The organism is Sodalis sp. (in: enterobacteria) (genome assembly GCF_051710625.1).
Classification (GTDB): Bacteria; Pseudomonadota; Gammaproteobacteria; order Enterobacterales; family Enterobacteriaceae; genus JBPESN01.
In genome coordinates this window covers 1-5,536 of record NZ_JBPESN010000106.1, presented here as the reverse complement: position 1 = coordinate 5,536, position 5,536 = coordinate 1, and the positions used below count along the sequence as shown (strand labels likewise).

Here is a 5,536-nt window from a genome sequence, read left to right as displayed (position 1 = left end):
AGCGCTGTAGCCTTTTTTAACATTTCGTTTTCCATTTCAATGCGTTGTACCTTCTTCTTGAGCTCACGTATTTCGATTTGTTCCGGAGTTATGGGAGAGGCTTTTGGCGTTTTCCCCTGTCGCTCATTACGCAGTTGTTTTACCCATTTCGTCATCGTAGAAAAGCCGACGTCCATGGCTTTTGCTGCTTGCGCGGCAGTGTAATTTTGCTCGACAATCAGTTGAGCGGATTCGCGTTTGAATTCAGGACTAAAATTTCTTCTTTTCATTGGTGCACGCGTGTTGTTCTGAGGTGAGCATATCACCTCTGTTCAGGTGGCCAAATTCAGTGTGCCACTACAAACAAAGCATGAGTCGGCGTGGTTTGCAAAGCGCATAGGATCTCGACACGAGAAAGGATACAATGCGCCTTTATTCGAGGACTTTTAGATAGGTAAAGTACTCTTTCATGTCAGAAAAAAAGCCGTCTAACAAAGCAAATTTTACTCGCGACCGCCAGGTTGAAGGTCTGAAGATGCCGCCCCATTCGCTGGAAGCGGAGCAATCGGTGCTGGGCGGTTTGATGCTGGATAACGAACGCTGGGACAATGTCGCCGAACGGGTAACCGGCAACGATTTCTTTAATCGTCCCCATCGCCTTATCTTCGGCGAGATGCAGCGTCTGTTGGAGCTAAATAAGCCTATTGACCTGATCACGCTTTCGGAATCCCTGGAACAAAGAGGGGAGCTGGACGCGGTCGGTGGGTTTGCTTATCTGGCGGAGCTATCGAAAAACACCCCTAGCGCCGCCAATATTTCCGCTTATGCCGATATCGTGCGCGAACGGGCCGTGGTACGAGAAATGATAAGCGTCGCCCATGAGATCGCGGATGCCGGTTACGATCCTCAGGGGCGCAGCAGCGAGGATCTGCTGGATCTGGCGGAGTCGCGGGTGTTCCAGATAGCGGAGAATCGCGCCAGTAAGGATGAAGGTCCGAAGAGCATCGACCGTATTCTTGAGGATACGGTGGCGCGCATCGAACAGCTTTACCAGAAGCCGCACGACGGCGTGACCGGCGTGTCCAGCGGTTATCTCGATCTGGATAAAAAGACCGCCGGGCTGCAAAAGTCGGATTTGATCATAGTGGCCGCGCGCCCCTCCATGGGGAAAACCACCTTTGCTATGAACCTATGTGAAAACGCCGCTATGACCGAGGCAAAACCGGTGCTGATCTTCAGCCTGGAGATGCCCGGCGAACAGATCATGATGCGTATGCTGGCGTCGCTGTCTCGCGTCGATCAAACCCGGATTCGTACCGGTCAGCTGGACGATGAGGACTGGGCGCGGATATCCAGCACCATGGGGATTCTGCTGGAAAAACGCAATAATATGTACATCGATGACTCATCGGGCCTGACCCCAACAGAAGTGCGTTCCCGCGCGCGACGGGTATTCCGTGAACATGATGGCCTGAGTTTGATTATGATCGACTATCTGCAACTGATGCGGATGCCGTCGCTGTTCGACAACCGCACGCTGGAAATCGCCGAAATCTCCCGTTCGCTGAAGGCGCTGGCTAAAGAACTGCAGGTACCGGTAGTGGCATTATCGCAGCTGAACCGCAGCCTAGAACAACGCGCCGACAAGCGCCCCGTCAACTCCGACCTGCGCGAGTCCGGCTCTATCGAGCAGGACGCCGATCTGATTATGTTTATCTACCGTGATGAGGTTTATCACGAGAATAGCGACATGAAAGGTATCGCTGAAATTATTCTCGGCAAGCAGCGAAATGGCCCCATTGGCACCGTGCGGCTGACCTTCAACGGACAGTGGTCACGATTCGACAATTATGCTGGTTCGCAATATGACGATGAGTGATTGCGCCCGACGCGCGATTTTTCTATCGTGCTCCCATTTTTGACGCTTTTTGTTAACTTATTCGCCCTTCAAATCTCTTTATTTGATATTGTGATTAGTGGGCGCACTTTTGCGCCCGTAAATCCAGGAGAGCTGCAGCGTGTTCGGAAATGTTGATGCTTATGCGGGAGATCCCATCCTTACGCTGATGGAAACCTATAAACAGGATCCGCGACCTGACAGGGTTAATTTAAGCATTGGCCTCTATTATAACGAACAGGAGATCATCCCCCAACTGCAGGCCGTCGCCGAGGCGCAAGCCATGCTGCTCGCCCGGGCGACGTCAAGCTCGTCGTCCTATCTGCCGATGGAAGGCTTGCCAACCTTACCGCAGCGCCACCCAGGCCTTGCTGTTCGGTGAAGATCATCCGATGCGCAATGCGTCGCGTATCGCCACGATTCAGACCGTGGGCGGGTCAGGGGCGTTGAAAGTCGGGGCGGATTTTCTCAAATGTTATTTCCCGAATTCGCAGGTCTGGGTCAGCGACCCGACCTGGGAAAACCATGTGGCGATTTTTCCCGGCGCTGGATTCCAGGTGAACCGGTACCCTTATTTCGATGATGAGAAGCTGGGCGTTAACTTTAGCGCAATGCTGGCCAGTTTCCAGCAATTGCCGCCGCGCAGCATTGTGTTGCTGCATCCGTGTTGCCATAACCCGACCGGCTCGGACCTGACGAGTTCCGAATGGGAGCAGATTATCGCGGTGGTGGCTGAAAGGCAGCTCATCCCCTTTCTGGATATGGCCTACCAGGGGTTTGGCGACGGGCTGGAGGAAGACACCTTTGCGGTGCGCGAAATGGCGCGACTGGGTTTGCCTTTCCTGGTAAGCCATTCTTTCTCGAAGATTTTCTCCCTTTACAGCGAACGTGTGGGCGAGCTATCGATAGTCTGCGATAGCGCGAGCGAAGCCGAGCAGGTGCTGGGTCAGCTGAAGGCGACCGTGCGCCGCAACTATTCCAGTCCGCCAAACTTTGGCGCTCAGGTTGTGGCGCAAGTTCTGAACAAACCGGCGTTGAATGCCCTGTGGCGTGAGGAAGTCGCGGCAATGCGCCAGCGTATTCTGGCAATGCGCCAGAGCCTGGTGGCGGCATTGAAGGTCAGGCTGCCGAACCATCAATTTGATTATCTCCTGCGTCAGCGCGGCATGTTCAGCTACACCGGTCTCAGCCCGGTGCAGGTGGCAGATTTGCGCGATACCTTCGGCGTGTATTTGATCAACAGTGGCCGGATGTGTCTGGCCGCCCTGAATACCGCCAATGTCGCTAAAGTGGCCGAGGCCTTCGCGGCAGTGCAGTAATCGCCCTACCGTGACCGGTTTTCACCTGTTCCCGCGTTGCCACTATACTAAGTGATCAACAAAGGAGCAGGATTATGTGGCACCAACAGACCCTGACCCTGAAAGCCCGACCGCGCGGCTTTCATTTGGTCACGGATGAAATCCTTTCCCAACTGACGTCGCTAAGCGCAGTCCGCACCGGGCTGCTGCATTTATTGCTGCAGCATACCTCCGTATCTTTGACGCTTAATGAAAATTGCAATCCCACCGTCAGAACCGATATGGAAAACCATTTTTTACGTCAGGTCCCGGAATCGGCCCCCTATCTGCACGATGATGAAGGGGCGGATGATATGCCGGCGCATATCAAATCTTCTCTGCTTGGCAGCTCACTGTTGTTGCCCGTGGGGCACGGCACGCTGTTGTTGGGCACCTGGCAAGGTATTTGGCTGGGCGAACATCGTAACCGCGGCGGCGGCCGCCGTATCGTCGCTACTTTGCAGGGGGAATAATTCATGGATCAATCGACGCTATTGAGCTACTGCATGACAAAACCGGGCGTTGTGCAAAGCGGTCGTCAAGAGTGGCAGGCTAACCAGGTAAAAGTCGGGGAGGTGATGTTTGCCATGACCGACACCGTAGACGGCAGACCGGCGGTGTCATTAAAAAGCAGCGCCGAAATGGCTGAAGTATTACGCAGCGCGTTCGCTACGGCAATACCGGGCGAACGGCTGAATGGAGCCCATTGGAGCACGTTGTTTCTCGATGGTGATATTCCCGATTCCCAGCTGTATCAATTGGTAGACGCTTCCTGGCAATGGGCAATGGGCAATGGGCAATGGGCAATGGGCAATGGGCAATGGGCAATGGGCAATGGGCGGTGGCCGGTCTGCCGGAAGCGACGCGTCAGACGCTGAATATCTGAGGCGCGGCGTCTGACGGCAGAGGCATTCAGACGCGCGATGGCGCCCGGGTGCCGAGCGGTGAGTATTGGTCTGGCAGCGGCATGCCGGCGTCGCGTCGCGCCAGTGTCTGGAGGCACATCAGTGCCGATAAGGCTGGCGAGTGCCCGCAGCGTCTCGCCATAAAGTGCGCCGGCAGATCAGCAGTGCGGCCGCGAACGTCAACCGTTAAAAGAAGGCGGCCCCGATGCGGGGCGCACTTTGACCCGCCGGCTTGTTTATACTTTTTGCAGCGCTCGTTCCAGGATCGAGCCGCAGGGAGCGCGCGGTATGGGAGGCTTTGCAGGCCGTCACCGTTTTCGGCGTGCCGGCGACTAGGATTTCGCCCGCCGCCGTTAGCGCTTTCCAGGCCGAGATCGACGATCCAATCCGCGGTTTTGATGACATCCAGATTATGCTTAATGACCACAATAGTATTGCCCTGATCCCGCAGCTGATGTAGCACCGCCAGCAATTGCTGGATATCGGCGAAATGTAGACTGGTCGTCGGTTCGTCGAGGATATACAGCATTTGCCCGGTGCCGCGTTTGGACAGCTCGCGCGTCAGTTTCACCCGCTGCGCCTCGCCCCCGGACATCTATCAGCGTTTGCAGCTTACGCACCAGGGCGGGAACGGCGTCGAAAAACTCGCGCGCTTCCTCGATGGTCATCTCCAGCACCTGATGGATATTCTTTCCTTTATATTTCACTTCCAGCGTTTTACGATTATAGCGTTGGCCCTTACAGTGATCGCAGGGGACATAGATATCCGGCAAAAAATGCATTTCCACCTTGATGACGCCATCGCCCTGACAAGCCTCGCAGTGTCCGCCGCGTACGTTGAAGCTAAAACGGCCCGGCGTATAACCGTGGTCGCGGGATTCCGGCACGCCGGCGAACAGCTCACGTACCGGCGTAAAAAGGCCGGTGTAAGTCGCGGAATTGGAGCGCGGCGTCCGGCCGATCGGACTCTGGTCGATATCGATGAGCTTATCAAAATGCGCCAGGCCCTGAACTTCGCGATAGGGCGCCACTTCGGTAGTGGCGGCGCCGTTAAGCTGGCGCTGCGCCACCGGGAAGTGTAGCGGCACACTGAATTTGGCTACCTGAACAGAGGTGATATGCTCACCTTGGAACAACACGGGTGCACCAATGAAAAGAAGAAATTTTAGTCCTGAATTCAAACGCGAATCCGCTCAACTGGTTGTCAACCAAAATTACACCGCCGCGCAAGCAGCAAAAGCCATGGACGTCGGCTTTTTTACGATGACGAAATGGGTAAAACAACTGCGTGATGAGCGACAGGGGAAAACGCCAAAAGCCTCTCCCATAACTCCGGAACAAATCGAAATACGTGAGCTCAAGAAGAAGGTACAACGCATTGAAATGGAAAACGAAATGTTAAAAAAGGCTACAGCGCT

Annotated in this window: 5 protein-coding genes and 2 pseudogenes; 5 read left to right on the top strand and 2 right to left on the bottom strand. The window is 54.9% G+C overall.

Features of this window, described 5'->3' with window-relative positions; translation table 11 throughout:
- Window positions 1-269 (bottom strand): transposase (locus tag ACTBDU_RS15880; RefSeq protein WP_438807148.1); only part of this gene is annotated, 269 nt, incomplete at its 3' end.
- Window positions 270-448: 179 nt separating this feature from the next.
- Here ACTBDU_RS15880 and dnaB point away from each other — a divergent pair.
- From dnaB to ACTBDU_RS15860, 4 genes and pseudogenes are all read left to right on the top strand, one after another.
- Window positions 449-1,858 carry a replicative DNA helicase gene (gene dnaB / locus ACTBDU_RS15875; RefSeq protein ID WP_438807147.1) on the top strand — a complete coding sequence of 470 codons (1,410 nt, stop codon included), beginning with the start codon at window positions 449-451 and terminating at the stop codon, window positions 1,856-1,858.
- Window positions 1,859-1,997: 139 nt separating this feature from the next.
- Window positions 1,998-3,195: pseudogene (locus tag ACTBDU_RS15870) on the top strand (aromatic amino acid transaminase).
- A 74-nt stretch (window positions 3,196-3,269) separates the two neighbouring features.
- Entirely contained in the window at window positions 3,270-3,686 is a 417-nt protein-coding gene (locus ACTBDU_RS15865) for a secondary thiamine-phosphate synthase enzyme YjbQ (RefSeq protein WP_438807146.1), read from the top strand.
- A 3-nt stretch (window positions 3,687-3,689) separates the two neighbouring features.
- A complete protein-coding gene (locus tag ACTBDU_RS15860; RefSeq protein WP_438807145.1) occupies window positions 3,690-4,091 on the top strand; it encodes an MmcQ/YjbR family DNA-binding protein in 402 nt (133 codons plus the stop codon).
- Window positions 4,092-4,304: 213 nt separating this feature from the next.
- On the opposite strand, the pseudogene ACTBDU_RS15855 reads toward ACTBDU_RS15860, so the two are convergent.
- Window positions 4,305-5,194 (bottom strand): annotated as a pseudogene (locus ACTBDU_RS15855) (excinuclease ABC subunit UvrA); the annotation flags it as partial.
- A 73-nt stretch (window positions 5,195-5,267) separates the two neighbouring features.
- On the opposite strand from ACTBDU_RS15855, the gene ACTBDU_RS15850 reads away from it, so the two are divergent.
- A partial coding sequence (locus ACTBDU_RS15850) for a transposase (RefSeq protein ID WP_438807144.1) occupies window positions 5,268-5,536 on the top strand: 269 nt, incomplete at its 3' end.